This window comes from Actinomadura luteofluorescens, from assembly GCF_013409365.1.
GTDB lineage: Bacteria > Actinomycetota > Actinomycetes > Streptosporangiales > Streptosporangiaceae > Spirillospora > Spirillospora luteofluorescens.
This window is the reverse complement of record NZ_JACCBA010000001.1, coordinates 7,564,593-7,588,820: the sequence shown is the minus strand read 5'-3', so window position 1 is coordinate 7,588,820 and position 24,228 is coordinate 7,564,593. Positions and strand designations below refer to the sequence as shown.

General features: G+C 73.0%; 22 protein-coding genes. 6 read left to right on the top strand and 16 right to left on the bottom strand.

Going from position 1 to position 24,228, the window contains the following annotated elements:
- Positions 1–21: 21 nt before the first annotated feature.
- The 5 genes from iolD to BJY14_RS35230 are packed head-to-tail and all read right to left on the bottom strand — an operon-like array spanning position 22 to position 5,513.
- Positions 22–1,872: a 3D-(3,5/4)-trihydroxycyclohexane-1,2-dione acylhydrolase (decyclizing) gene (gene iolD / locus BJY14_RS35250; RefSeq protein ID WP_179847549.1), complete on the bottom strand. Its 1,851-nt coding sequence runs from the start codon at positions 1,870–1,872 to the stop codon at positions 22–24.
- Entirely contained in the window at positions 1,869–2,726 is an 858-nt protein-coding gene (iolB, locus tag BJY14_RS35245; RefSeq protein ID WP_179847548.1) for a 5-deoxy-glucuronate isomerase, read from the bottom strand. Before iolB ends, iolD begins: the two co-directional genes overlap by 4 nt.
- The gene (iolC, locus tag BJY14_RS35240) at positions 2,723–3,658 is read right to left on the bottom strand and encodes a 5-dehydro-2-deoxygluconokinase (protein ID WP_179847547.1); all 936 of its coding nucleotides are present in this window, start codon (positions 3,656–3,658) and stop codon (positions 2,723–2,725) included. Before iolC ends, iolB begins: the two co-directional genes overlap by 4 nt.
- The gene (locus tag BJY14_RS35235; RefSeq protein ID WP_312879555.1) at positions 3,655–4,506 is read right to left on the bottom strand and encodes a TIM barrel protein; all 852 of its coding nucleotides are present in this window, start codon (positions 4,504–4,506) and stop codon (positions 3,655–3,657) included. Before BJY14_RS35235 ends, iolC begins: the two co-directional genes overlap by 4 nt.
- On the bottom strand, positions 4,503–5,513 hold the full coding sequence (locus BJY14_RS35230) for a Gfo/Idh/MocA family protein (protein ID WP_179847546.1): 1,011 nt from the start codon (positions 5,511–5,513) through the stop codon (positions 4,503–4,505). The genes BJY14_RS35235 and BJY14_RS35230 overlap by 4 nt, the downstream gene beginning before the upstream one ends.
- Before the next feature lie 168 nt (positions 5,514–5,681).
- Between BJY14_RS35230 and BJY14_RS35225 the strand changes: the two genes are divergently transcribed.
- Positions 5,682–7,193, top strand: a complete 1,512-nt coding sequence (locus BJY14_RS35225) for a nitroreductase family deazaflavin-dependent oxidoreductase (RefSeq protein WP_246396227.1) — start codon at positions 5,682–5,684, stop codon at positions 7,191–7,193.
- On the opposite strand, the gene BJY14_RS35215 is transcribed toward BJY14_RS35225, so the two are convergent.
- Complete coding sequence (locus BJY14_RS35215; RefSeq protein ID WP_312879554.1) at positions 7,190–7,618, bottom strand: VanZ family protein; 429 nt, start codon at positions 7,616–7,618, stop codon at positions 7,190–7,192. The two genes, BJY14_RS35225 and BJY14_RS35215, sit on opposite strands and share 4 nt — an antisense overlap.
- A gap of 183 nt (positions 7,619–7,801) precedes the next feature.
- Entirely contained in the window at positions 7,802–10,198 is a 2,397-nt protein-coding gene (gene lon / locus BJY14_RS35210; RefSeq protein ID WP_179847544.1) for an endopeptidase La, read from the bottom strand.
- A 199-nt stretch (positions 10,199–10,397) separates the two neighbouring features.
- On the opposite strand from lon, the gene BJY14_RS45935 reads away from it, so the two are divergent.
- Both BJY14_RS45935 and BJY14_RS35200 read left to right on the top strand, forming a co-directional pair.
- Positions 10,398–11,381 (top strand): hypothetical protein, encoded by a 984-nt coding sequence (locus BJY14_RS45935; RefSeq protein WP_246396223.1) that lies wholly within the window; start codon positions 10,398–10,400, stop codon positions 11,379–11,381.
- Between the two features lie 253 nt (positions 11,382–11,634).
- On the top strand, positions 11,635–12,885 hold the full coding sequence (locus BJY14_RS35200; RefSeq protein WP_218905730.1) for an MFS transporter: 1,251 nt from the start codon (positions 11,635–11,637) through the stop codon (positions 12,883–12,885).
- A gap of 639 nt (positions 12,886–13,524) precedes the next feature.
- Here BJY14_RS35200 and BJY14_RS35195 read toward each other — a convergent pair.
- From BJY14_RS35195 to BJY14_RS35185, 3 genes are all read right to left on the bottom strand, one after another.
- Positions 13,525–14,448, bottom strand: coding sequence for a bifunctional helix-turn-helix transcriptional regulator/GNAT family N-acetyltransferase (locus BJY14_RS35195; RefSeq protein WP_179847543.1), 924 nt, complete (start codon positions 14,446–14,448; stop codon positions 13,525–13,527).
- Between the two features lie 72 nt (positions 14,449–14,520).
- Positions 14,521–14,832: a DUF3817 domain-containing protein gene (locus BJY14_RS46865; protein ID WP_230299216.1), complete on the bottom strand. Its 312-nt coding sequence runs from the start codon at positions 14,830–14,832 to the stop codon at positions 14,521–14,523.
- Positions 14,833–14,918: 86 nt separating this feature from the next.
- Positions 14,919–15,275, bottom strand: a complete 357-nt coding sequence (locus BJY14_RS35185) for a hypothetical protein (RefSeq protein WP_179847541.1) — start codon at positions 15,273–15,275, stop codon at positions 14,919–14,921.
- Between the two features lie 167 nt (positions 15,276–15,442).
- On the opposite strand from BJY14_RS35185, the gene BJY14_RS35180 reads away from it, so the two are divergent.
- From BJY14_RS35180 to BJY14_RS35170, 3 genes are all read left to right on the top strand, one after another.
- Positions 15,443–16,816 carry an SWIM zinc finger family protein gene (locus BJY14_RS35180; RefSeq protein ID WP_179847540.1) on the top strand — a complete coding sequence of 458 codons (1,374 nt, stop codon included), beginning with the start codon at positions 15,443–15,445 and terminating at the stop codon, positions 16,814–16,816.
- Positions 16,813–19,458 carry a DUF7824 domain-containing protein gene (locus BJY14_RS35175; protein WP_179847539.1) on the top strand — a complete coding sequence of 882 codons (2,646 nt, stop codon included), beginning with the start codon at positions 16,813–16,815 and terminating at the stop codon, positions 19,456–19,458. The genes BJY14_RS35180 and BJY14_RS35175 overlap by 4 nt, the downstream gene beginning before the upstream one ends.
- 74 nt (positions 19,459–19,532) lie before the next feature.
- Positions 19,533–20,075: a methylated-DNA--[protein]-cysteine S-methyltransferase gene (locus BJY14_RS35170; RefSeq protein WP_179847538.1), complete on the top strand. Its 543-nt coding sequence runs from the start codon at positions 19,533–19,535 to the stop codon at positions 20,073–20,075.
- Between the two features lie 209 nt (positions 20,076–20,284).
- Here BJY14_RS35170 and BJY14_RS35165 read toward each other — a convergent pair whose 3' ends face one another.
- The 6 genes from BJY14_RS35165 to BJY14_RS35140 all read right to left on the bottom strand — a co-directional run bounded on the left by BJY14_RS35165 (position 20,285) and on the right by BJY14_RS35140 (position 24,012).
- Positions 20,285–21,199, bottom strand: coding sequence for an oxidoreductase (locus BJY14_RS35165; RefSeq protein ID WP_179847537.1), 915 nt, complete (start codon positions 21,197–21,199; stop codon positions 20,285–20,287).
- A 170-nt stretch (positions 21,200–21,369) separates the two neighbouring features.
- Positions 21,370–21,858, bottom strand: a complete 489-nt coding sequence (locus BJY14_RS35160) for a glutathione peroxidase (protein ID WP_179847536.1) — start codon at positions 21,856–21,858, stop codon at positions 21,370–21,372.
- Between the two features lie 110 nt (positions 21,859–21,968).
- The gene (locus tag BJY14_RS35155) at positions 21,969–22,124 is read right to left on the bottom strand and encodes a hypothetical protein (RefSeq protein WP_179847535.1); all 156 of its coding nucleotides are present in this window, start codon (positions 22,122–22,124) and stop codon (positions 21,969–21,971) included.
- Between the two features lie 170 nt (positions 22,125–22,294).
- On the bottom strand, positions 22,295–22,453 hold the full coding sequence (locus BJY14_RS35150; protein WP_179278923.1) for a hypothetical protein: 159 nt from the start codon (positions 22,451–22,453) through the stop codon (positions 22,295–22,297).
- An 85-nt stretch (positions 22,454–22,538) separates the two neighbouring features.
- Positions 22,539–22,832 carry a hypothetical protein gene (locus BJY14_RS35145; RefSeq protein ID WP_179847534.1) on the bottom strand — a complete coding sequence of 98 codons (294 nt, stop codon included), beginning with the start codon at positions 22,830–22,832 and terminating at the stop codon, positions 22,539–22,541.
- Between the two features lie 64 nt (positions 22,833–22,896).
- Positions 22,897–24,012, bottom strand: coding sequence for an LCP family protein (locus BJY14_RS35140; protein ID WP_312879550.1), 1,116 nt, complete (start codon positions 24,010–24,012; stop codon positions 22,897–22,899).
- Between the last annotated feature and the right edge of the window lie 216 nt (positions 24,013–24,228).

The following is a 24,228-nucleotide window of genomic DNA, read 5'->3' as shown; positions in this document are numbered from 1 at the left end:
ATGGTCGGTCTGAGGAGTTGATCACAGATGATGACGGCGCGTGCGCTTATCCCGCTCATAGCGGGCGCGGGCCTCCCGGGTGGAGTCCAGCGCCGACACCTCCGCGACCGGGACGTCCCACCATGCCGCACTGTCGGGGGTGCTTGCCAAGGGGTCCGTCTCGATGTGGACGACCGTGGTCCTCGGGGATTTGCGCGCCTGCTGGAGAGCGTCCCGCAGGTCGGTGGCCGTCGTGGCGCGGATGACGTCGGCGCCGAGGCTGGCGGCGTTGGCGGCGAGGTCGACCGGGATGGGGTCGCCGTCCAGGCCGGTGGGGGTGCGCAGGCGGTGGCGGGTGCCGAAGCGCTGCGCGCCGACGCTTTCGGACAGGTTGCCGATGGAGGCGTAGCCGTGGTTCTGGACCAGGACGACGACGAGTTTGATCCCTTCGGCGACGGCGGTGGTGAGTTCCTGGGCCATCATCAGATAGGAGCCGTCGCCGACCATGACGAACACCTCCCGGTCGGGCGCGGCCATCTTCACGCCCAGACCCCCGGCGATCTCATATCCCATGCACGAGTAGCCGTACTCGACGTGGTAGCCCTTGGGATCGCGGGCCCGCCACAGCTTGTGCAGGTCCCCGGGCATCGACCCGGCCGCGCACACCACCACGTCCCGCGGCCCGCTGATCTCGTTGACCGCCCCGATCACCTCGGCCTGGGTGAGCCGCTCCCCGTTCCGGGGCGCGCAGGCCAGGTCGACCTTGGTGTTCCACTCGGCCGTCAGCGCCCGGGCATCATCCCGGTAGGCCTGCGGGACGCTGTAACCGTCCAGCGCCGCGTGCAGGGCACGGATGCCCTCGCGGGCGTCGGCCACCACCGACACTCCCCCGAGCTTGACCGCGTCAGCGCGGGCGACATTGATGTTGACGAACCGCACCCCAGGATCGGCGAACAAGCTATGGGAGGCGGTGGTGAAGTCGCTGTAGCGGGTACCGATCCCCACCACCACATCGGCCTGGCGCGCCAGCGCGTTGGCCGCCGTGGTCCCCGTCGCGCCGACCGCACCCACCGACGATGGGTGATCCCACGCCAGCGCACCCTTGCCCGCCTGGGTCTCAGCGACCGGGATCCCCGTCCGCTCGGCCAGGGCGCGCAACTCGTCGGTGGCCCCCGAATAGATGACCCCGCCGCCCGCCACGATCAACGGACGCTCCGCCCCGCCCAACAGCGCCGACGCCTCCTCCAACGCCGCCGGCTCGGGCACCGGACGCCCGACCCGCCACACCCGCCGCGCGAACAACTCCTCCGGCCAATCGAACGCCTCGGCCTGCACATCCTGCGGCAACGCCAACGTCACCGCACCCGTCTCGGCCGGATCGGTCAGCACCCGCATCGCCGCCAGCAACGCCCCCGGCAACTGCTCGGCACGATTGATCCGATCCCAGTACCTCGACACCGGCCTGAAGCAGTCGTTCACCGACACGTCATACGAGCGGGCGTCCTCCAACTCCTGCAACACCGGATTGGCCGCACGCGTCGCGAAGACGTCACCCGGCAGCAGCAGCACCGGCAACCGGTTCACCGTCGCCAGCGCCGCACCCGTCACCATGTTCGTCGCACCCGGCCCGATCGACGTCGTGCACGCCAACGCCGACAACCGATCACTCATCCGCGCGAACCCAGCAGCCGCATGCACCATCGCCTGCTCATTACGCGCCATCAAATACGGCAGCTCACCGCCGTGCTCCAGCAGCGCCTGCCCCATCCCGGCCACATTGCCATGCCCGAAAATCCCGAAACAGCCCGCGAAGAACCGCCGCTCCACACCATCCCGCTCGCTGTACTGCACGGAGAGGAAGCGGACCAGGGCCTGAGCCACGGTGAGTCTCACGAGCGTCCCTCCGGCGAGGTCAGGGGCAGCCGGGGGTCCACTGCCTGCCCCTCCCAGGTGTCGCGGATCCAGGCGTGCTCCGGGTCGTCGCAGATGCGCCACGCGCGCTCCGGGGACGGCCCGGCCATCACGTTCAGGTAGTACAGGTCGTGCCCCGGCGGCGCCATCGACGGACCGTGCCAGCCGTGCGGGATCAGCACGGCGTCGCCGCTGCGGACCTCCGCCAGCACGTCGATCGGACGTCCCGGCGACCCGTAGACGCGCTGGTAGGCCATGCCGTCCCGGGCGACCTCGAAGTAGTAGATCTCCTCCAGGACCGACTCGCCGGGCCTCTGCTCGTCATGCTTGTGCGGCGGGAACGACGACCAGCACCCCGCCGGCGTCAGCACCTCGCACGCGATCAGCTTCTCGGCGAACGGGAACCCCTCCGGCGTCCCGAAGTTGTTCACCTGCCGGCTCGCCGACCCCGCGCCCCGCAGCTCCACCGGAACCGTCTCCGCCGGCCCGTAGCGGGGTACCAGCCGCCGCTCGCACCTGGCACCCGCGAGCGCGAACCGCCCGCGGCCCCGAACCGTCACCTGGGCGTCCCGCGGGACGTAGGCGAAATCGCTGACCCGGGCGAAGACGTCCTCGCGCCCCTCCAGCTCGAACCGCTCGCCGTCGCACTCCACCGCGCACGACCCCGCCAGCGGCAACACGATCGTCTCGAACTCACCGGTGTCGAACGTGTGCACCCCGCCTTCCGGCAGCTCCAGGATGCGCAGCCCCGAGTACGCCCAGCCGGCCGACTCGGGCGTCACGACAAGCTCGTACGGGGCTTCCGCAGCGGTTCCGGCGGGGAGATGGTGTTTCATCGCGGCTCCTTGAGGAGTTCGTCGACCTCGTCTTGTGCAGGCATCGCGTCGGAGCAGGCGATGCGGGACGCGACGATCGCCCCTGCGGCGCCCGCGAACTCGACGAGCCGCCGCAGGTCCCATCCGGCGAGGAGGCCGTGGCAGATGGCGCCGCCGAACGCGTCCCCGGCGCCGAGTCCGTTGACGACGTCCACCTTGACCGGCGGTACCTCCACGACCTCGTCGGCCGTCGCAGCGAGGACGCCTTCCGGCCCCATCTTCACGATGGCGAGTTCCGGGCCGCGCGCCAGGATCGCGCGGGCGGCGGCGCGCGGCTCCCGCTCCCCCACGGCGACCTCGCACTCCTCCAGGTTTCCGACCGCGACCGTTGCCCGTTCCAAGGCGAGACCCGCCCAGTGCGGAGCCTCCGAGGGGTCGTCCCACAGCATCGGCCGGTAGTCGAGGTCGATGACGGTCTGCCCGGGGTGCTCCCCCAGCGCGGTGAGGGTCGCCTCCCGGCTGGGCTCCTGCGAAAGACCCGTGACCGTGCCCCAGACGATGCGCGCCGATCGGATCGCGTCGAGGTCCAGCTCGTCCGGACGGATCTCCAGGTCGGGCGCCTTGGGGTAGCGGTAGAAGTACAGCGGGAAGTCGTCGGGCGGGAAGATCTCGCAGAAGGCCAGCGGTGTCGGCAGGCCGGGGACGGCGGTGACGAACCGGTCGTCCACGCCGTAGCCCTGGAGGGCCTTGTGGATGAACCGGCCGAAGGGGTCTTCTCCGGTGCGCGTGATGACGGCGGTCCTGCGGCCGTACCTGGCCGCCGCCACCGCGACGTTGGTCGGGCTGCCCCCGAGGTACTTGCCGAACGACTCGACGTCCTCCAGCGGCGTGCCCACCTGGTCCGGATAGACGTCGACGCTGACCCGCCCCATCGTGATGAGGTCGAACGTCATCGGGCCACCCCGGCGAGGTAGTCGAGGCTCCTGCGGACGTCGCCGCACGGTCCGGCACCCTGCGCGGGCTCGCCGGTCAGCACGGTGTCCTGCTCCATCACCCACCAGCCGTCGTAACCGGCGACCTCCAGGGAGCGAATGATGTCGGGGATGTCGACGTCGCCGTCCCCTAGCGGCCTGTACAGACCGTCGCGCACCGCGCTCGTGTACGTGATGTCTCCCTTGAGTACCTGTTGGGCAAGGCCCACGTCCACGTCCTTCAGATGGACATGCGCTATGCGCGGCGCCGCGAAACGTGCCAGCCACACCGGATCGGTTCCCCCGACCAGTAGGTGCCCTGTGTCGAGGCAGAGCGGGATGCCGCATCCGCCGAGCACGCGTTCGACTTCGGCGCGCCGCTCAACGACCGTCCCGACGTGAGGGTGCAGGGTGGCGAGCTTCCCGCGGTCGGCGGCCTGTGCGGCGATCGCGTCAAGGTTCGCGAGCAGCGCCGCCCACGCCTTGGCGTCAAGGACGGGACGCTCGTCGTATCCGTCGACTCCCGTTGCGGCGGCCAGTACGAGGACGCCATCGATGTCGTCCAACGCCTGTTCGACGACGGGCAATGGGTCGAACGCGGGGTCGTGCAGGACGACAGGCACGAACGCCCCTACAAGACCCAGCCCGAAAGAGGTCAGCAACTCGTCCCGCTCTTGTGTGGCTCTGGGAAGGAAGCCGTCCGGTCCCAGTTCCGTGGCGGCGAGGCCGAGGTCGCGCATCTCGGCGAGCACCCGGTCCGGCTCCATCTGGTGGCCCCAGCCGGGCACCTCGCACACGCCCCACGAGATCGGCGCGCCGGCGATCCTCACCGCCGTACCTCCTCGACGTCGACGAACCGCCCTTCCCGCATGGACAGCTCGCACGCCTCGGCGAGGTAGAACGCCTCCAGCGCCTCTTCCGGCGGGCACGGGTTGGCGCGGCGGCCCGCCACGACGTCGGCGAAGGCCCGCAACTCGGCGTCGTAGGCGTCGGAGAAGCGCTCCATGAACCCGCCGTAGGGCGCCCTCGGCTGGTCCCCGTCGGGGAGCGCGGTCGCGGGCGTCCGGTCGTCCAGTCCGGTGATGACGCTGTCCTTGGACCCGAACAGCTCCAGGCGCGCGTCGTACCCGGCGGCGTTGTAGCGGGTGGCCGAGACCTGGCCGAGCGTCCCGTCGTCCAGGACGAGCAACGCCGACCCGGTGTCGACGTCGCCGGCCTCCCGGAAGAAGTCGTCGCCGCGGTTGGCGCCCACCGCCATCACGCGGACGACCTCGCGCCCGGTGACGAACCGGATGAGGTCCAGGTCGTGGATCATGCAGTCGCGGAACAGCCCGCCGGACGTGGGGACGTACTCGGCCGGCGGCGGCGCCGGGTCGAAGCTGCACGAGCGGACGGTGTGCAGCCAGCCGAGCCGCCCGGAGGCGAGCGCCTCGCGCGCCGCCGCGTTCCCGGCGTCGAACCGGCGCTGGAACCCGACCTGCACCGGAACGCCGGCGCCCGCCGCCGCCCGGACGACTTGGAACGTTCCATTCATATCGGACGCAAGCGGTTTCTCGCAGAAGACGGGAGTTCGCGCGGCCACGGCCCGCTCCACCAGGGCCGCGTGCGCGTCCGTGGCCGCCGCGACGACCAGGCCGTCCAGGCCGGCGGAGAAGAGCCCCTCCACGGTTTCCAGGGCGGTGACCCCCGGCGGTCCCCCGCCCAGGCGCGCGGCGAGATCGCGGGCGCGCCCCGGATCGGCGTCCGCGATGATCACCGCCTCCACCTCGGGCAACTCTCGCAACGCGGCGGCGTGGCGCGCACCAATGCGCCCCGCGCCGGCCAGTCCGATCCTCATCGATCCCCTCCCGGTCGGCGGTCAGGTGGAGACACGAGTCTGATGGAGCGTTCCAGAAGCGTCAACGCCCCGACCGTCCGCCTCTCCGTAATGGAGGTGTCCGAAATCCCGGCCGTTACTCGGGGCCTCGGCTGTCGCCGGAGTCATACCAAGCGCTAGTTTTGCCTTATGCGGATCTTCGTCACCGGCGCCTCCGGGTTCGTCGGGTCCCACGCCGTCCGCGCCCTGCTCGCCGCCGGGCACCGGCCGCGCGCGCTGGTCCGCGACCCGGGCCGGGCGGCGAAGGTCCTGCGCGCGGTCGGCGTCGACCCCCGGGACGTCGAACTCGTCCCCGGCGACATGCTGGACGAGGACGCGGTCGCCGAGGCGATGCGCGGCTGCGACGCCGCCGTCCACGCCGCCGCGGCGATCGGGGTGACCGGGGGCGCCGGCGACCTGGTGGAGGTGAACGTCCGCGGCACCCGCAACGTCGTCGGCGGCGCCGTCGCGCAGGGCCTGGCCCCGGTGGTCCACGTGTCGACGATCGCGGTGTTCGTCCCGCCGTCCGGCCCGGTCATCACCGCGGGGGACGCCCTGGCGAGCCCCCGCACCGACTACGGCAGGTCCAAGCTGGCGGCCGAACGCTACGTGCGCGGCCTCCAGGAGGACGGCGCGCCGGTCACCATCGTCTACCCCGGCGCCGTGTGCGGCCCGAACCAGCCGGCGCTGGACGCGCTGATGGAGGGCCTCGCCGCGGCGCTCGGCAAGGTGTGGCCGCTTCCGGGCGGGGGCGTCTCGGTCATCGACGTCCGCGACCTCGGCGAGGCGCTGGCACGTTCCGTCGAGGCGCGACAGGGCCCGAGCCGCTGGGTGCTCGGCGGCCACTACCTGACCTGGCCGCAGTACGCCGACCTGTGCGACCGCCTCACCGGCGTCAGGTGCCGCCGCGTCCGCGTGCCCAGCCGCGCGATGCTCGCGCTCGGCTCCGTCCTCGACGCGGCCAAGCGCGTCCGCCGCTTCGACTACCCGCTCACCCGCGACGCCGCCGAGTTCATGGTGACGCTGGTGCCGACCGACGACCGCCCCATCCTGGACGCGCTCGGCCTCACGCTGCGTCCCGTCGAGGAGACCGTCGCCGACGGCCTGCGCTGGCTGGCCGAGAGCGGCCATCTGAACCCGCGCCGGGCCGGACGGCTCGCCGCCAAGGAGGCCCCCATGCCGACTCTCGTCCAGCGCACCTTCGGACCGGTCTTCCACCGGGTCTCGGGCGCCGAATGGTTCTCCAAGGTGGGGCCCAAGGTCGTCCCGCCCGTCGACCGGACGTTGCACCGGCTCACCGGCGGGCGGCTCCTGCTCGGCCAGCTCCTCGTGCCGAGCCTCGTCCTGACGACGACCGGCGCCGTCAGCGGCCTCCCGCGGCAGACGCCGCTCGCGTGCCTGCCCGATCGGGAGGGCGGCTGGTACGTCGTCGGCTCCAACTTCGGCCGGGAGAAGCACCCCGCCTGGACGGGGAACCTTCTGAAGAATCCCGACGCGCAGGTCAGCTTCCAGGGCCGCACGACCCCCGTCACCGCACGCCTCCTGGACGACGTCGAGCGCAAGGAGGTCTGGCCTCGCCTCACCGCCGTCTGGCCCGTCTACGACCGTTACGTGGAGCGCGCCGAGCGGCAGCTCAGAGTCTTCCGCCTGACCCCCCGTTAACGGCCGCGGAGCTTCAGGGAGAGCTTGCGCCCGATGAGCAGGTAGGCGAGCACGACACCGGCGACGTTGAGGATGACGTCGTCGACGTCGAAGGCCCGTCCCATCACGAACGTGCCCTGGACGGTCTCGATGGCCAGCGAGAGCATGCCGCTCACCAGGGCCAGCCGCACGGGGCCCCGCAGGGTCGTCCAGACCAGGGGCAGCAGCACTCCGAGCGGCGCCAGGAGCACCACGTTGCCGCCGATCTGGAGGATCGCGTCCTTGGTCGGCTGGTCCATGTAGAACCGGAGCGACCGGCCCGGATCGGTGTTCCCGCCCGCCTGCCCGTTGTCATCGACGGGCGTCAGCGTCAGCTTGAACGCGAAGTAAAAGAATACGCCGAGGAAACCCAGCGCGACGATGACGACCGTCACGCGCAGAGCCACGACGTACCAAGGGACCCTCTCGCCCGCCGCTGCGGGCTGCCACATTTCGACCAACACGAGGCGCGGTCTGCCCCGTCCGCCGCGGTCCATGCGCGGCTCCGGGTTTCGGGCGACCGGATAGCCCATTGAAGTCAGAACGCCCGTACCGGGATTAACCCGGCACGGGCGTTCCGTGCGCCGCGATCAGACGGCGACCGGGGTGGTGGCCGGCTCCAGGGCCAGGTCCAGCACCTCGCGGACGTCGCTGACGGCGAACACCGTCATCGCGCCGAGCACCTCGGCCGGGACGTCCTCCAGGTCCGGCTCGTTGCGCTTGGGCACGATCGCGGTGGTGATGCCGAGCCTCGACGCGGCCAGCAGCTTCTGCTTCAGCCCGCCGATCGGCAGCACCCGCCCGGTCAGCGACACCTCACCGGTCATCGCCACGTCCGAGCGCACCGGGCGGCCCGACAGCAGCGACGCCAGCGCCGTCGTCATCGTGATGCCCGCGCTCGGACCGTCCTTCGGGATCGCCCCGGCGGGCACGTGGACGTGCACGCCGCGGTCCTTCAGGTCGCCGACCGGCAGCTCCAGCTCCGCGCCGCGCGAGCGCAGGTAGCTGAGCGCGATCCGGGCCGACTCCTTCATGACGTCGCCGAGCTGGCCGGTGAGCGTCACGCCGGTGTCGCCGGTCTCCCGGTCGGCCAGCGACGCCTCGATGTAGAGGACGTCGCCGCCCGCGCCGGTGACGGCGAGGCCCGTCGCCACGCCCGGCACGCCGGTGCGGCGCTCGTTCCTGCTCAACTCGACCTCCGGGGTGAACCGCGGCCGGCCGAGGTAGTCCTTCAGGCCGTCGGCGCCGATCCGGACGGGCAGCGCCGCCTTCCCGAGCGCGACGTTGGCCGCGACCTTGCGCAGCACCCGCGCGATCGAGCGGTCCAGGGACCGGACGCCGGCCTCCCGGGTGTACTCGGCCGCCAGCAGCCGCAGCGCGTCGTCGCCGAAGGCCACCTCGGACGCCTCCAGCCCCGCCTTGTCGAGCTGGCGCGGCAGCAGGTGGTCGCGGGCGATCGTGACCTTCTCGTGCTCGGTGTAGCCGTCCAGCTCCACCAGCTCCATCCGGTCGAGCAGCGGGCCGGGGATCGCCTCCACCACGTTCGCGGTGGCCAGGAACAGCACGTCGCTCAGGTCGAGCTCGACCTCCAGGTAGTGGTCCCGGAAGGTGTGGTTCTGCTCGGGGTCGAGGACCTCCAGCAGCGCCGCGGTCGGGTCGCCCCGGTAGTCGGCGCCGACCTTGTCGACCTCGTCCAGCAGGACGACGGGGTTCATCGTCCCCGCCTCGCGGATGGCGCGGACGATGCGGCCCGGGAGGGCGCCCACGTACGTGCGGCGGTGACCCCGGATCTCGGCCTCGTCCCGCACGCCGCCCAGGGCGACCCGCACGAACTCGCGTCCCATGGCCCGCGCGACCGACTCGCCCAGCGACGTCTTGCCTACGCCGGGAGGACCGGTCAGCGCCAGCACGGCGCCGCTCCTGCGCCCGCCCACGACGCCGAGGCCGCGCTCCTCGCGACGCTTGCGCACGGCCAGGTACTCGACGATGCGCTCCTTGACGTCGTCGAGACCGGCGTGGTCGGCGTCCAGGATCTCCCGCGCGCCCGCGATGTCGTAGGCGTCCTCGGACCGCTCGTTCCAGGGGATGTCGAGGACGGTGTCCAGCCAGGTGCGGATCCAGCCGCCCTCGGGCGAGGCGTCGGACGACCGCTCCAGCTTGTCGACCTCCTTCAGCGCCGCCTCGCGCACCTTCTCCGGCAGGTTCGCGGCCTCGATCCTGGCCCGGTAGTCGTCCTCCTCGTCGGCCGGGTCGCCGTTCAGCTCGGCCAGCTCCTTGCGGATGGCCTCCTGCTGCTGGCGCAGCAGGAACTCCCGCTGCGTCTTCTCCATGCCCTCCTGGACGTCCTTGCGGATCGTCTCCGCCACGTCCAGCTCGGCGAGGTGGTCGCGCGTCCAGCCGATCACCAGGGTCAGCCGCTCGACGACGTCGACGGTCTCCAGGACCTCGATCTTCTGCTCGTCGGTGAGGTACGGCGCGTACCCGGCGTTGTCGGCCAGCGTGGAGGGGTCGTCGATCTGCTGCACGACGTCCACCACCTGCCAGGCGCCCCGCTTCTGCAGGATCGCGCTGACCAGCCCCTTGTACTCCTTCGCCAGCTCCTGCGCGCGCCCGGTCGCCGGCGGCGCCTCCACCGCCGTCCCCTCGACCCACAGCGCCGCGCCCGGCCCGGTCGTCCCGGTGCCGATCCGCACCCGCTGCACGCCGCGGACGACCGCGCCCGGCTCACCGCCGGGCAGCCGCCCCTCCTGCTCGATCACGCCGAGCGTGCCGATGCCGGCGTACTGCCCGTTCAGCCGGGGCACCAGCAGCACCCGCGGCTTGGCCGCCGACCGGATGCCCGGCCCCTTGGTCTGCGCCACCGCCCGCGCGGCCTCCACCGCGGCCCGGACCTCGCCGCTCTCCGACAGGTCCAGGGGCACCACCATGCCGGGCAGAACGACCCCGTCCTCCAGGGGCAGCACCGGCAGCGTCAGGGTCTCGCTCATGCTCAGCTCCAACTCAGTAGGACACCCAACCGCAAGATTGAGTCATACACACTCAAGAAAGCGGAGCAGCATTTTGTTTCCTCAGCAACGTTCGCTCTCAGCGATCACCCCGCGCGGTGGCCGAAGTGTTCGGCCACGGCCGGCTCCGGAGCTCCTGAGCGGGCGTCGGCCGAGGGGCGGCGTGTGGCAGGCTCGGCGCATGGATCGGGCTGTGGGCGTCGAGCGCGGCGGAGGACGCGTGCGCGTTCGCGGGCTGGTGCTGCCGGCACTCCTCGTGGAGTTGCTGGAGACGGGGCGGTGGCGGCATCCCGGCGATGACGTGCTGCGCGAGGTCATGCCCTGGTTCGAGGACCCGCTGGACTTCCTCGTCGACTACGACGAGATGCGCAGGGAGACGGGGGCGCTGCTGGGTCTTCATGAGAGCCACGCAGGGCTCTTCCGGCTGGGACGGGGCGGCGCCCCGGTGGAGTTGCCCTGGCTGGACGTCGACGCGGCCGTTCTCATCGCGGTCAACCGGCATGCCGGTGACGACGTCGCGATCGCTCTGGACTACCGCACCGGCGCGTCCGATCCGCGCGTGGTCGCCAGCGACCTCTTCACCGATCCGGGTGGGTGCGCATGGCGCACCGTCGCGCCGTCCTTCTCCGCGGCTTTGAAGCCGCCGGGGCCGCGCGAGTACCGCTACGTCGGGCCTGCCGAGATCTTCGAGCAGGCGCTGCCGGGGCGGCGCGGGCAGGCGGTCGCGTCGCACGATGACCTCGCCGTCTGGCTGCCGGGGCAGACGGCGCAGGACGCGGAGGAGCCGTTCACCTACGTCGTCGGTCTGGACGGGACGCTGCGCCTGGCGCCGCAACGCAGCGAGCACGTCGCCTGCGCGGGCCGCGAGCCCGTGCTGGGCGCGGGTGAGATCACGTTCGCCGCGAGCGGGGGCGCCTGGACGGTCAGCGAGATCAGCAACCAGTCGACCGGCTACTGCCCCGACCCGTCCTCCTGGACGGCCGTCGCGGCGGCTCTCGACCGAGCCGGCCTTGAACGTCCCCCCGAGTTCACCCACCCGATCGTGTTCCGGCGTTGCCGCCAGTGCCGCCAGCGCAACATCGTGAAGGACGACCACTACGTCTGCGCCGTGTGCGGGGGCGCCCTGCCCGCCGCCTGGAACATGGACGAGCCCCACGCGCGCTGAGGCTCGCGGAAAAACCCGTTGCGGGCGAGGTCGGGGCATGCCAGGGTCAGCGCGAAGATCTTGGATGCGCTACGGGAGGTCGCGCGTGTACACCGCTTCCGGCAAGGCCACTACCGGCGTCTCGGCGACGAGGCGCGCGGCGGCCTAGGCCGGCACCGCTCCACGACGCCGAGGCGATTCCGGCGGGGGTCGTCCCCCCGCTGTCCCGGCCTGCGCGGATTCCGCGCCGGTGTCGACTCGACGTGGAGCATCCTTGTCTTCTCCCGTGTCCGCGGCGGACGCCTCGATCGACCGCCGCACGCTCTTCCTTCTCTCTCTGACCTGCGGCGTCGCCGTGGGCAACATCTACTTCCCGCAGGCGGTGAGCCCGCTCATCGCGTCTGGGCTGCACGTGGCGCCGGACTCTGCGGCGCTGGTGGTGACCGCGGCGCAGTTCGGGTACGGGGCCGGGAACTTCCTGCTGGTGCCGCTCGGCGACCGGCTCCCGCACCGCCCGCTGATCGTGGCGATGCTCGCCGTCACCGGCGCGGCGATGCTCTGCGCGGCGGGCGCGCCCGGGCTCGCGGGGCTGATCTGCGCGAGCGCCGTGACCGGGGTCACGACCGTCGTCGCGCAGGTCATCGCGCCGATGGCGGCCGGCCTGGTGGCCGCCGAGCGGCGCGGCGCGGTCATGGGGACGCTGCTGGCCGGCTCGATCGGCGGCATCCTGCTGGCCCGCACGTTCGGCGGGTTCGCCGGCGAGTGGCTCGGCTGGCGGGCCCCGTACCTGATCGCCGCGGTCGCCACCCTGGCGATCGCGGCGGCGCTGGCGTTCACGCTGCCGGCGACCGTCCCGCCGTCGCGGCAGTCCTACCCGGCGCTGCTGGCCGCGCCGCTGCGGCTCCTGCGCGAGGAACCCGAACTGCGGCGGTCGTGCCTCTACCAGGCGACGCTCTTCGGCGGGTTCCAGGCCGTCTGGACGGGCCTCGCCCTGTATCTCACGGGCCCCGGGTACGGGCTCGGGGCGCAGGCGGTCGGCGTCCTCGCGCTGGTCAGCGCCGGCACCATGGCCGCGATGCCCGCCGCGGGACGCCGGGTCGACCGGCGGGGCCCGGACCCGGTCAGCCTCGTCGCGATCACCGGGACGCTCGCGGCGGCCGGGGTGCTGGCGCTGGGCGCCCTCGGCGGAGCGCCGGGGCTCGCGGCGCTCGGCGCCGGGACGCTGCTGCTGGACGTCGCGCTGCAGTCCGGCATGATCGCGAACCAGGCACGGATCTTCGCGCTGCGCCCGGACGCCCGCAGCCGCGTCAACACCGCCTACATGACCTGCGCGTTCCTCGGCGGCAGCTCCGGATCGTGGCTCGGAGCGGCCGCCTGCACGCGGTTCGGCTGGACGGCCGTCTGCGCGCTCGTCGCCCTGCTGGCCTGCGTGGCGCTCGCCCGGCACCTGTCGCACCGTTCCGGCCGCCCCTCCCGCCCGGACCGGCGGGGCAACGCGGAGGCAAAGGCGCCTTCGCGATCTTGATTCTTTGCACGGGGCTCGGTTTACGCGCGCATGACGCGAGGGTACCTAACGCAACGAGATCGTGACGCAGGGTGAACGGCAGGTACTCGGGCGGCAAAGCCCCAGGTCGAACGGCGGGAGGCGGCGAATGCACGGTAGCGGATGTGCACACCGGGCCGCCTCCGCGCCCCCTTCCCCGCGCGGCCCGGTCCGTACGGCCGAGAACGTTCGCGGCGTACCGCATCGCGGCCGGCCCCGCCCCCCAGCGGGAGCCGCGGAGGGCGGGCACGGCGACACACCTCGGGTCCTCGGCCGTACCGGACCGGCCCGGCGCCGGCGTCCTCCCCTGGGCCCCGTGCCGCTCGCCCCCGCGGCACCGGCGCCCCCACAGGCCGGGCCGGCCGCGGCGCGCAGCCGTGCCGCCGGTCCGGCCGCAGGCATCCGGGCGCCGTGCAGGCGCCCTCTCCCGAACGCCGGGCGAGCGCCCGCGCCCGGCGCGGCAGGGGAAGGAGGTGGGATCCAGACCCGACTCGGACCGGCGCGCAGCCGGTGAGTTCAGGCGGCCGGTACTCCGTCCGACCCCCGTCCCGGCCGCCTACGCAGTCAGGGATCGCTGCGGAGCAGGGCCCGTGGAGGAGCGACACCCTCCACGGGCCCCGTTCACAGCTTCCTGCGCCAGACCTGCCCGTGCACGACGTCCCCGAAGCGCTCCTCCGGCGCCTCCCGCTCCTCCAGGACGAACCCGGCGCGCTCGTAGAGGCGGTGCGCGGGACGCTGGAGCGCCGTCGTCCACAGCATGATCTCGCCGTAGCCCGCCTTGGCGGCGAAGTCGACGCACTCGGCGACCAGCGCCGCCCCGACGCCCGTCCCGCGGGCCCGCGGCTCGACGTGCAGCAGCCGGAGTTGCGCGACGCCCTCCTCACGCCGGACGCAGAACACCGCGCCCAGCCGCTCCCCCTCCGACTCGGCGATCCAGGCGTTCTCCCGCTCCGGGTCGTGCCCGCGCACGTAGTCGGCGACGACGGAGGCGACCAGTGCCTCGTAGGTGCGGTCCCAGCCGCACTCCACGTCGTAGAGCGCGCCGTTGCGCTCCACGACCCAGCCGAGGTCGCCGGGGCGCAGCGGGCGCAGGGCGAAGCCGTCCCGGCGGGGACGTTCCCCGAGGACGTCCTGGACGGTGCGCATCGCGGCGAGCAGCCGGCGGTGGTCGGCCGGGTCCAGCCCGTCCAGCAGTTCGCGGATCTCGGCGACGGACCGCTCGTCCAGCATGGCGAAGACCTCGCGGCCCCGCGGGGTGAGCCGGACGATCTGGCGCCGGGCGTCGCCGGGCGCGCGCTCCCGCGCCACGAGGCCGTCGGTCTCGAACCGGGCCAGCATCCGGCTGAGGTAGCCGGCGTCGAGGCCGAGGGCGCGGCGCAGGGCCAGCACCTCGCCGGCCTCCCGCTGCGCCAGCTCGAAGATCACCCTCGCCTCGGTGAGCGAGTAGGGCGACCGGACCAGGCCCTCGCCGAGCACGCCGATGACACCGGTGTAGAAGCGGTTGAACGCGCGGACCGTGCCGACGTCCTCCCGGGTCGCCTCCATGCCCGCCTCCTAACGTTTGACTCAGTCAAACATTAGGCGAGCCGGGCGCGGCGCACCAGTCCCCCGAGACCGTCAGACGCTCGCCTCTGCCTTCGCGGGCGGCAGTTCCCGCGCGTCGCGGACCACCCTGCGCTCCACGAAGAAGGTCATCAGCGGCACCACGCCGCCGAGCACGATCATCACCATCCGGCTCAGCGGCCAGCCGGTGCGCCGCCACAGGTCGTAGGCGACCACCAGGTAGACCATGTAGAGGAAGCCGTGGACGGGCGCCACGATGCCCGCGAGCGCCGGCATGTCGGTCGGCCCGTACTTGAGGATCATGCCGATCACCAGCAGCACCAGCAGCGTGCCGACCACCAGCGCCAGGATCCGGTACCTGGTCACCGCGCCTTCCACAGCAAACGCACCTTTCGTTCGGCGGCCCCTCGGGCGGGGCGGATCCCCCTGGGCGGGGGCGTGCGGGACGCGGGTCAGCCGCGCCCGCGGCTCTCGGAGTTGAGCCGCGCGAGGTAGCGGTTGTAGGCCGCGAGGGCGGGGTCCGCTTCCTCCTGCTGACGGATGATCTCCCGCTTGACCTCGGCCTCCGCGGGCTCCTCGATGGTCCGCGGGGCGGGCCGCACTCCGGCCCGCTCGTCCCGGATCATCTTGACCCACATCACGATCACGAAGATCGCGAAGATCGGCCACTCGAACGTGTAGGCCCAGCTGCGGTCGTTGCCGCCCTGGGCCCGGTCGAACTGCCACCAGCCGAAGCCGAGGAACGCGCCGCACAGCACGAGGGCGAGCGCATGCAGCCCGAGCCAGCCTGGGGTGAGGAACCGTCGCACGTCACCGAGCCTACCCCCGGTCCCCCGGCCCCCGACCGCGACCCCGGCCCGGCGCGGCGCGCCCGGACGAGGTCCATCAGCGGCTCGGCGCGCCCGCCGCCGGGCCTGTGGACCGCGTGATCGCGGACTCGGCCCGCTTTGTCAGCCCGACGCTCTACGTTTCCGGCATGGCGAGCAGCACGGTGGCGGCAGGGGCCGCGCAGTCGTACCGGTACACGAGGCCCTCCGGGCTGGACGGGGGGCTTCTCGGGCTCTCCACGTCCGGCGGGACGACCAGCGGCGGGCCGCGGGCGCATCCGCACTTCTTCAGCGGCGTGCTGACGCAGGCGGCGGCCGCGGCGGCCGGCCTGCTCGCGCTGGCCGACGTCGCGCAGACCCGGTACTTCCAGCCGCGTCCCACCGCGTTCCGCGACCCGGTCGTCACGTGCAACGGCGACCGGATCCGGATGGAGTCGTTCTCCGCCTGCGGCGGCGTCTACGCGCGGTTGGACGTGCTGGAACCGGCGCTGGACGGCGAGGTCCACGAGCGCGGCACGACGAACGTGGACGTGAACGGGCCGCTGCGCGAGGCGCTCGCCCGGGTGGGCGGATCCGACCCGCTGCACCTGGCGGTCGGCGCGGAGGAACTGGCCGTCACCACGATGGACGGGGCCGTCGTGGAGAAGAAGGTCCCGCTGCCCGACCGCTGGCTCCGCGGCTTCGCCGAGGTCCAGGTCATCACGGCCGGGTTCGACCCGCGCGGGGAGCTGAGCGGGCCCGGCGCGGTGCGGTTCCTGCGGTCCCTGCCGCGCGGCGGGCGCGAGCCGCTGTGGGTCGTCCCCGCGGGCCGGACGCTGCGGGTCGCGGCGCGCCCGTCGCCCGGGGCCGTCTGCCTGGCGGGGCCCGACCGGCTGCGGACGATGCTGCCGCTGCTGCGGTTCGCGAAGGCGCTGCGCGTCTACGGGCCGCCCGTCGCCGCCGGGAGCGGGCCGGTGTCGAGCGTCTGGGAGCTGGAGCTCCCCGGCATGCGCTACGTCCTGACGCTGTCGCCGCAGCACTCGCGCGGCTTCTCCGGGGAAGGCGCCGTACTGGACGCCGTCTCGACCGACGAGGCGGCGGGCGACGCGGACCTGATCGGCGCGCTGCTGTCCTTCGAGCCGCGGGTGGAGCCGGGCCTGCTGGCCGAGCGGTCGGGGCTCGCGCTCGCGCGGACGAAGGCGGCGCTGGTCCAGCTGGGGACGTCCGGCCGCGTCGGTTTCGACACCGCCGAGGCCGCGTTCTTCCACCGCGAACTGCCCTACGACCCGTCCCGCGTGGCCGACCTCAACCCGCGGCTGCGCTCGGCGCGCGCGCTGGTCGCGCAGGGCGCCGTGCGGTTCACCGCAGAGGACGCGGCGGTCGTCGCGGGCAACGGCGGCGAGCGGCACGTCCGCTTCGACGGCGACCGGGCCGCCTGCACCTGCCCGTGGTGGTACGACCACCGGGGCGAGCGCGGCCCGTGCAAGCACGTCCTCGCCGCCCGGATCGTCCGCCGCGAGGCGAGCGTGGAGACGGCCCGATGAGGGCCCGCGAGGACGACCTCCAGAAGGCGCTCGACGCCGGCGACGCGGAGCTGGCGGCGCGGTTGGTCGGCGAGCTCGACGACGACGCCCGCCGCGCCGTCGCGAAGGACCTGCCCGACCGCCTGAAGGCGATGCGCGCCGCGTCGCCCTACGGCGAGCTGATCCTTGGGACGGTGGAGCCGCTGCTGGTCGCCGGGGCCGGCACGCTCGGCGGGCCGGCGGCCGCGGCCGCGTGGCTGTGCCGTCGCGACCTGCGCCTGTGGTGGGCGCCTGACGCCTTCCTTCGGGTGTCCGCGGCGCTGCGCGCGGTCACGTCCGCGCGCCCCGACGAATGGCGCGCCGAAGTCGCCCACCGCGTCGCCGACCGGATCCGCGTCTCCGACGGCGAGTCGATGCTGTGGCACATGGCGGCGACGCTGGCCGAGTCGGCGGGGACGGTCCCGGATTCGGACGGTTTCGTGGTGGGCTGGGTGACCGAGCGCGACTTCCCCGGCGCCGACGACCCGTTCCTGGACGCGCTCGTCCCGAAGCTGTTCGAGGTGAACGCGGTGGGCGGCGCCCTCGCCGAGGACGAGGCGAGCCCCCAGTGGAGAAGCGCCCGCAAGGGCACCTGGGCCGGCGCCCTCTCCGGCATGGCCGCGACCGGGCGGCTCGACCGCGCGCTTCTGCTCGACGGCTGCGTCCGCCGCTTCCTGCGCGGCGGCACCGTGCGCGACCTCCGCTGGTTCATCGCGCTGCACGACGCGCTGGAGCCCACCGTGGACGAGACGGCCACCCGCGTGCGCGACTACGTCCGCCTGCTCCCCGCCGCGCCCTCGACCGTCGCCGGCCTGGCCCTGCGCGAGATCCGCCGCGCCGACGACCGGGGCGCGCTCGACGCCGCACTGTTCGGCGAGGCCGCGGACGCGCTGCTGTTCCGTCCCGAGAAGAAGCTCGTCCAGGCCGCGCTGACCTGGCTCGACCGCACGGCCCGCAAGCGCGACCGGGTCGACGCCACGCTGCGCGCCGCCACGGCCGTCTTCGGCTCCGACGCGCTCGACCTGCGCGAACGCGCCGTCACGGTCGCGACCAGGCATGCGGACCGCGCGAGCGAGGCCGTCCGCGAGGAGGTGCGCGCCGCCGCCGCCGACCTGCCGGCCGTCCTGCGCGAGCCCGTCGCGGCGGCGTTCGGCGCCGTCGAGACGGCCGCCGGTCCCGAGCCCTCCCCGGGCCCGCCCCCCTTCACCCCGCGCGAAGCGCCCGCGCCGATCGGCTCCCTCGGCGAACTGGCCGAGGAGTTCGCGGTCCTGCTCCGCGCCGACGAGGAGTGGCGCACGTCCGAACGCTTCCTCGCCGCGCTCGTCGAGTTCGCCTACCGCGACCTGGAGGCGACCCGCGCGGCCCTCCGGAAACCCGCCGACGACCTCGCGTCCTGGATCACGGACGCCGACAAACACTCCTACTGGCGCGCCTATGTCCAGGCGAGCTGGATCGCGTTCCCTGTGCAGAGCCTCCTGCGCCCCGCGAAGTCGCATGGCCTCGCCGAAGCACTGGCCTCCCTTCTGAAGGGGCGGTCCCGCAAGGCGGGGACGGTGTTCCACCCGCAGATGGAGCGCTTCCTCACCCTGCGCAGGCACGAGATCGCGTCCGCGGTCGGGAAGGCGCCCGTCCTCCTCGCGACCCCGACCGAGGGCAGCGGCCACGTCGACCCCGGCGTCCTGGTCGAGCGGCTCGAACGGATCGAGGCGGCGGGCGCCGGGCCGGGGCGGGCCGACCTCACGCAGGCGATGCTGCGCCTGCCCCGCGAGATCGACCCGGCCGCCGCGGCCCGCGCGAGCCGGCTTGAGTCCAAGGCCGGCAGGACCCTCGCGGCGTGGTTGGCGGACGGCGGGCTCGCCGACCCCGCCGTCGAGTGCACGGTCCTCGACAAGCCCCTCGCGAGCGTCCGCGGCCGGACGGTGCGGCTGCCGACCCGGATCCTGTCCACGGTGGACGTCCCGGGCGACTCCGACATCGCCCACCTGTGCGCCTTCCCCGAAGACGGCTGGACGGACTTCGGGACGGCGGGCATCAGGGCGGCCCAGGGCTTCTGGCCGTCGGTCCTGCCGTCCCACCGCGAGGTGACCGCCGCGCATCTCGTCCCCGACCTGGCGGGCGCGAGCGAGGAGGACCTGGACCAGGGCGCCATCATGCTCGACCTGGCCGAGGCCGACGGGCCCACCGGCGCGGCCACGGGCACGCTGCTCGCCTGCGCGCTCGCCCACCGCAACCAGAACGAGCGCGCGGACGCCGTCGAGGCGCTGCTCGTCCTCAGCGCCCGGGGCGACCTGCCGGCGGCCGCGACGGGGACGGCGCTCGGCCGGCTCGCCGCCCTGAAGCGCCTCACCCTCCCCCGCGCCGTGAAGGCCCTCACGGCGGCCGCCGACGGCGGCGGGCACGCCGGGGTCTGGGCGATCCTCGCCGCGGCGCTCCCGCACGCGCTCCCCGGCCCGGGCGAGCGCGCCGCGACCGGGGTTCCCGACCTCATCGCCCTGGCGACCCGCCTGGCGGACACGACCGGCGCCAGGGGCGCCATCGCGAGCGTCCAGGAAGTGGCGGCCCGCGGCGGTTCCAGCCGGCTCGTGAAGGAGTCCGCCCGCCTGCACCGCACGCTCGCAACGTGAGGGCCCGCACCGGTGTTGACGGAAGTACCGGTTCGATGTGGAACGCTGAAACCGGTGGGAAGGAGCGCTGGACGATGACCGAGACCCTCGCGTTCGGCACGGTCGAGACCGTGCTCGGCCGCCTGCTCGTCGGCGAGACCGGGACGGGGGTCGTCTCGCTGCACTTCCGCGACACCCCCGCCGCGCGTGCCCGCACCGCCAAGGCGACCGGGCTGCCCGTCGTGGACGCCCCCGACCGCCTGGCCCCCGCGCTGGCGGCCCTCCGGGACTACTTCGCCGGCGACCTGAAGCACTTCGAGCTGCCCATCGACTGGCGGCTCACGTCCGACGTGCAGCGGCAGGTGCTCACGACGCTGTACGAGACCGTCCCCTACGGGCAGGTCCTCACCTACGGCGACCTGGGAGACCGCAGCGGCACCGGCGTGCACGCCCAGGTCATCGGCCAGGTCATGGGCAGCAACCCGATCCCTCTGATCGTCCCCTGCCACCGCGTCGTCGCCTCGAACGGCCTCGGCGGCTACAGCGGCGGCTCCGGCGTCGAGGTCAAGCGCTGGCTCCTCACCCTCGAAGGCTCCGTCCCCGCCACCCTCGACTGGGACATCGACCGGGGGCCGTGACCCACCGGACCACGCGCCTCTGCAAGCCGCGCTAGGGCCTGTCTCGAAGTGGCTCCGGTCAAGCGCGCGAACGCGTGACCTGGCCGGTGGAGCGAAGCCGGAGGCGAGCGGAGCCGGGCAGATCGCGAAGCGATGCCGCGTTCGCCCAGGCCAGGTCGTGTAGCGAGCCGCCAGGCGAGCGAAGTGGGCCGGGACTTTGAAACACAGCGTTAGGCCTTGGCCCCGGCGTACGTGACGCCGGTGAGGGCCTCGGACACCTCCCAGAGGCGCTCCCCCAGCCCGGCACGGTCGGCGTGCCGGGGCGTGGGGACCTTGGCCGGGGCGCCCCGGTACTGGAACAGGCGGGGGCCGTAGCAGGCGCCGCCCGACACGTCCGGCGCCGTCGCGGCGTACAGGGACGGGAGCGCGCCCGCGGCGGCGGACTGCGCCACCAGCGCGTTGCCCAGCCCCGTCGCCTTCTCCATGAGCGTGTTGCCCTGCATGCGCGGCCCTGTCTGCTGCAGGTTGGTCGCGGCGTAGCCGGGGTGGGCGGCGACGCTGGTCACCTCGGCGACGCGCCGGTCCAGTTCCTTGGCGAAGACCAGGTTCGCGAGCTTGGCCTGGCTGTAGGCGGTCCACTTGCGGTACCGGCGCTCGCCCTGCAGGTCGTCGAAGTCGATACGTCCCGTCCAGGCGAAGCCCGAGGTGACGGTGACGACGCGGGCGGACGGGGCGGCGCGCAGCGCGGGCAGCAGGAGGCCGGTGAGCGCGAAGTGGCCGAGGTGGTTGGTGCCGAACTGCATCTCGAAGCCGTCGGCGGTCGCGCGGCGCGGGATCGCCATGACCCCGGCGTTGTTGACCAGGATGTCGAGAGGCGCCTCGCCGTGCCGGGCCGCGAACTCCCGCACGGACGCCAGGTCGGCGAGGTCCAGGGAGTCCAGGACGAGGTCGGCCCCCGGCGCGGCCGTCCTCATCCGCTCCAGGGCGGCGCCGCCGCGTTCGGCGCTGCGGCAGGCCAGCACGACGGACGCGCCGTGCCGGGCGAGCTGGAGCGCGGTGTGGTAGCCGATGCCGCTGTTGGCCCCGGTGACGATCGCCCGCCGCCCGTGCAGATCGGGGATGTCGCCGGCCGTCCATCCGCCCATGGGGCACCTCCACGTCATATCGCGAGTTCCACAAGTTAGACGGGCCCTCGAATACGAGGCAATGTCCCCACGATGTGGCGCGATTCACACCCCGGACGAAACGCGCCCCCCACGCGGAGACCGTCCCCCTCCCGGAGGGCGTGCTCTCCGCGTGGAGGGCGTGTCCTCGGTCAGGCGGGCAGGCTCTTCTCGATGGCGGTGACGACCTCGGCGGACTCCGGCTCGGTCTGGGGCGCGAAGCGGGCCGCGACGGCGCCGTCCGGGGCGATCAGGAACTTCTCGAAGTTCCACCGGATGTCGCCGGTGTGGCCCTCGGCGTCGGGGACGCCGACGAGCTCCCGGTACAGCGGATGCCGGCCGTCCCCGTTGACCTCGACCTTCTCGGTCATCGGGAACGTGACCCCGTAGGTCGCCGAGCAGAACTCGGCGATCTCCTCGGAGCTGCCGGGCTCCTGCCCCATGAACTGGTTGCAGGGGACGCCGAGGACGGTGAAGCCCCGTCCGGCGTACGTCTCCTGCAGCCGCTCCAGGCCGGAGTACTGCGGAGTGAGGCCGCACCTGGACGCGACATTGACGACCAGAACGGCCTTGCCCCGGTACTGTGCGAGGTCCGCGGGCCCGCCGCGCAGGCCCTCGATCTCTACGTCGAAGACAGACATGCGGCCGATCCTAGGAGATCGCTCCGCGGTTCGGCCCCGTCCTCGCCGCTGACGCCGCCGGTGGCGGGGGTCTCCCGCCGCCGGCCGCCCTCACGCGCCCAGCGCGCGCGTTACTTACCCAATTGGTTCACGAAGGCTGAGAGCGAGTTGCCCGCGTCACCCAGCTTGCTGAAGGCGTTGTTGACCACATCTGCCGCATCCGTCGGTGAGCTCAGCAAGTAGAAGATGACGAAGGCGATCGCCACATAGCGGAGGTTCTTCTTCATCCGTAACGCCATCCCTGTTCGTAGCGCGCGACACAATCGACCCGATCCCATTGTGCCCAGCCGCGTCTGCCCGCAAAGCGCGATTTTACTGTGACGTTCGGGCAACTTCATGGTGGCGTCGCGAAGAGAAGCCCCGTACCGGCGCGGTACGGGGCCGGGCGACCCGTCGGTCAGTTCGGGATGGCGCTCATGAACTGCGACAACGACTCGGCGGCGTTGCCGAGGCCGCTCAGGGCGCCGTTGACGAGATGCGCCGCCCCCTCGGGCCTGCTGATGACGTACCACGCCGTGAAGGCGATGGCGGCGATCTTCATGTGCTTCTTGTTCACTTCAACCACCCTCTGCGGTCGATCACTTACTCTCAGTGATTCCCCAGGGTGGCCGAAGAGAGATCAAGAGGGGACAAAGAGCGGGTCAGGTCCCCTTGGCGTGCCGGTGGAGGTAGTCGATGTAGAAGGGCCGGAGGGCATCGGCCATCTCGCCCTCCCCCGCGTGCGTGAACTCCTCCAGCAGCGACAGGCCGTGGAAGAGGTCGAACTCGGCGCGGTCGACCTCCCCGGTGGCCGCCGCGGCCGCCGGGATCGCGCGCAGCAGGTCCCACAGGAAGCCGACGTCGCGCCGCTCCTTGGCGAGGCCCATCGCCCGCTCGTACAGCTCCTTGGACGTCAGCTCGTCCAGATTCCCGCCGTCCGGCGTCTGTTCGGCCATGGCCCGACTCTATTCGAGCGTCCGGCCCGCCACCTCGCGCCGGGCGAGGCGACGGGCCGGTCCGTCACTTCGTGATGACGTTCGACGGGATCTCCTGGTCCTGCTTCAGCGCTCCGAAGAGCGTGGACGCCTTGGACCTGTCCCAGGTGATGTAGGACCCGGCGGAGGCGGAGCTCCCGGAGCCCCCGATCGGGACGGTGGTCGTGACGCCGTTCCCGCCGCTGACGCCCTTCATCGCCCACATCATGCGGACCAGGTCGTAGAGGTGGTCGCCGTCGTCCACCAGGAAGTTGCTGGTGGCGTTCATGGCCAGCGGGACGCCGCGGAACGGGTTGAGCATCGTGCCCGGGCTCGTGGCCTTCCTCATCAGCGCGCCGAAGAACTGCCGCTGGTGCTCCACGCGTTCGAGGTCGGCGCGGGCGAAGGCGCGGGTCCGGACGTAGCCGAGCGCCTGGCCGCCGTCCAGCGTCTGGCATCCGGCCTTGAGGTTCAGCCCCGCCTTGCGGTCCTTGATGTTCTCCTTGACGCAGATGTCGACGCCGCCGACCGCGTCCACCACGCCCACGAAGCCGCCGAAGCCGATCTCGGCGTAGTGGTCGATGTGGAGCCCGGTGGCCTTCTCCACGGTCTGCACGAGCAGCTTGGGCCCGCCGAAGGCGAAGGCCGCGTTCAGCTTGTTCGAGCCGTGCCCGGGGATCGGGAGGTAGGAGTCGCGCGGCAGGCTGATGAGGGACGTCCCGCCGGCGCCGTAGTGCAGCAGCATCATCGAGTCGGTGCGGCGCCCGGAGGCGAACCCGGTCGCGAGGCGCTTCTGGTCGTCCTTCGAGAGGCCCTCGCGGCTGTCGGACCCGACGACCAGCCAGTTCGTCCCCGGTGTGTCGGCGACCCGGCCGGCGTAGTCCACGAGGACCGACTCGCGCTTCAGCCGGGAGTCCAGGTAGAAGTAGCCGCCGACGACGACCACCAGGAGCACGGCGACGAGGGCGCCGAACACCCGCGGCCAGCGCCGCCGGCGCCGCCGGCGGTAGGGCGCCCCGCCGCGGGGGCCGCCCTGGTCGGCCCGTCCCCCGGCGAGCTGGTCGCCGGCGTACGGGTCGTCGTACGGGTCGTCGTAAGTGTCCCGCCCGTAGGCGGCCTGATGGTGCTCCGCGCGTGCGGAGTTCTCCCTGCTTCGCCCCACGCGGTCGCCCTCCTTGCGTGTCCGGCCCTGCGGCCAGCCGTCAACCATGCCGTAGACCTTAGACAACCCGGGCGTGCCGCGCGTCCGTCCGGCGCATGATTGTCCACACCAACAAATCACCGCGCTCTGGGAGAAACGAAGCGGACATCGTCCCTCTTACGGCGCATACCGCCCCGGGCTGGTCGTACGCGCGGAGGACGCCGGCCGCGTCCACCT

Excerpts from the sequence above, each read along its gene's own strand:
- iolB (WP_179847548.1), bottom strand. The coding sequence starts at position 2,726 with ATGAAACACCATCTCCCCGCCGGAACCGCTGCGGAAGCCCCGTACGAG.
- iolC (WP_179847547.1), bottom strand. The coding sequence starts at position 3,658 with ATGACGTTCGACCTCATCACGATGGGGCGGGTCAGCGTCGACGTCTAT.
- BJY14_RS35230 (WP_179847546.1), bottom strand. The coding sequence starts at position 5,513 with ATGAGGATCGGACTGGCCGGCGCGGGGCGCATTGGTGCGCGCCACGCC.
- BJY14_RS35225 (WP_246396227.1), top strand. The coding sequence starts at position 5,682 with ATGCGGATCTTCGTCACCGGCGCCTCCGGGTTCGTCGGGTCCCACGCC.
- lon (WP_179847544.1), bottom strand. The coding sequence starts at position 10,198 with ATGAGCGAGACCCTGACGCTGCCGGTGCTGCCCCTGGAGGACGGGGTC.
- BJY14_RS45935 (WP_246396223.1), top strand. The coding sequence starts at position 10,398 with ATGGATCGGGCTGTGGGCGTCGAGCGCGGCGGAGGACGCGTGCGCGTT.
- BJY14_RS35195 (WP_179847543.1), bottom strand. The coding sequence starts at position 14,448 with ATGGAGGCGACCCGGGAGGACGTCGGCACGGTCCGCGCGTTCAACCGC.
- BJY14_RS35180 (WP_179847540.1), top strand. The coding sequence starts at position 15,443 with ATGGCGAGCAGCACGGTGGCGGCAGGGGCCGCGCAGTCGTACCGGTAC.
- BJY14_RS35175 (WP_179847539.1), top strand. The coding sequence starts at position 16,813 with ATGAGGGCCCGCGAGGACGACCTCCAGAAGGCGCTCGACGCCGGCGAC.
- BJY14_RS35170 (WP_179847538.1), top strand. The coding sequence starts at position 19,533 with ATGACCGAGACCCTCGCGTTCGGCACGGTCGAGACCGTGCTCGGCCGC.
- BJY14_RS35165 (WP_179847537.1), bottom strand. The coding sequence starts at position 21,199 with ATGGGCGGATGGACGGCCGGCGACATCCCCGATCTGCACGGGCGGCGG.
- BJY14_RS35160 (WP_179847536.1), bottom strand. The coding sequence starts at position 21,858 with ATGTCTGTCTTCGACGTAGAGATCGAGGGCCTGCGCGGCGGGCCCGCG.
- BJY14_RS35155 (WP_179847535.1), bottom strand. The coding sequence starts at position 22,124 with ATGAAGAAGAACCTCCGCTATGTGGCGATCGCCTTCGTCATCTTCTAC.
- BJY14_RS35145 (WP_179847534.1), bottom strand. The coding sequence starts at position 22,832 with ATGGCCGAACAGACGCCGGACGGCGGGAATCTGGACGAGCTGACGTCC.